The sequence below is a fragment of the Rhizobium favelukesii genome (genome assembly GCF_000577275.2).
GTDB classification, from domain to species: Bacteria; Pseudomonadota; Alphaproteobacteria; order Rhizobiales; family Rhizobiaceae; genus Rhizobium; species Rhizobium favelukesii.
The window spans coordinates 1-1,391 of sequence record NZ_CBYB010000001.1 but is presented as its reverse complement, the minus strand read 5'-3'; the positions used below and the strand labels follow the sequence as shown (position 1 = coordinate 1,391).

Below are 1,391 nucleotides of genomic sequence, written 5' to 3'. Positions count from 1 at the left end.
CCTAAATCCATCCGCCGCAATGGACCAACCACATAGATAGCCCCCATCACAGATCCAGATCCGCTCAAGTCCCGATCCATGCACCAACGCCGTTCGCTAGGGATCTTTTTCAAGAACCCCGGTTAAGGGTGTAGAAATAGCTCGGGCCAGAGCCTTGCGGTTTTCCAGAACACTCATCATCGTCACGTGGTCGCCTACAATCGGTACGGCAGTAATGGCCTCCGGACTCAAGACTCGGTCCCAGCCGCGCATAGGCGAACGTGCCTCTGGGCATAATGAACTCTTAGCTTGTCGTGCCCGAGAACTGAAGAGAGCCTCGGTGGCATAAAACTGATGTATCACAATTGGCAGGGTTGGGACTTGGTACGCCTGCAGCGCCTCGTGAAACCGGGCGGTCCTTTCATACATCAAAACATCGTTATGGAGATTACGATCCAGAGCTATTGCCCCAATTTGCTGCCCCTTTTCAAGCAGCTGAGCGATTGAACCTTGTCCAGCAAATTGCTCCAACACTTCGAAGCTCTCATCATCTAAGGGTTCAAAAGAATCGAGCACGACGTCTCGTACCATTTGGATGGGTGATATCTTTGTCACGTTTGCAGGTAGCGTAACATCGATTAACGCCATGAAAGATATAGCTTCATCGCGACCCAGCAAGAGCTGGGCTATGGCGTAAGCCAAGATCCCGCCTGATGAGTATCCAGCGAAGCGATACGGACCCTGCGGCTGGATCTTTCTAATCGCCACGATGGTCTCCGCGGCTATCGCCTCAAGAGTTGGTGGACAAAGGTTATTGAATGAGGGCCACGGCAGAGCGTAGACGGGACAGTCTACGTCCATTTCCCCCACCAACCTGAGGACGTAGGAACAATCGCCAAAACCTGTGGGGACAAAGAAGAGCGGTGGCTGCGATCCGGTTGCTTGTACGGAAATCACTCCCGGAGTCCTGGGCTGTGGCTCCAAATGAATCTTCGATGCAAGGTCCTTCAGAACAGGGGCTTGGAAGAGGTCAGCGGCGCTAAAGTTCAGCCTAAGATCTAATGCTCGACTGAGTAGCTGCACGGCCAACAGCGAGTGGCCGCCGAGCTCGAAGAAGTTGTCGTGGCGGCCGACCCGCTCGACGCCGAGAAGCTCGGCCCAGATCCCGGCCAGCAGCGTCTCGACCGCGCCCTGCGGCGCTTCATAGACGGTGCGCGCATAGGCATCGTCGTCGGGGACCGGCAGCGCCTTGCGATCGAGCTTGCCGTTCGCCGTCAACGGCAGTGCTTCCAGCCGCACGAAGGCCGCCGGCACCATATAGTCCGGCAGTCGCCCGCTCACATACGCGCGCAAGGCGCCGGCAAGCCCGCTTCCGTCATCTTCGTCGTCCGATACCGTCTCGGGTCCACAGA

The 1,391-nt window shown here is 56.7% G+C and carries 1 protein-coding gene; it reads right to left on the bottom strand.

From position 1 onward, the window contains the following. Positions 1 to 96: 96 nt before the first annotated feature. Positions 97 to 1,391: thioesterase domain-containing protein (locus LPU83_RS00325; protein ID WP_244656103.1), on the bottom strand; the 1,295-nt coding region annotated here is incomplete at its 5' end.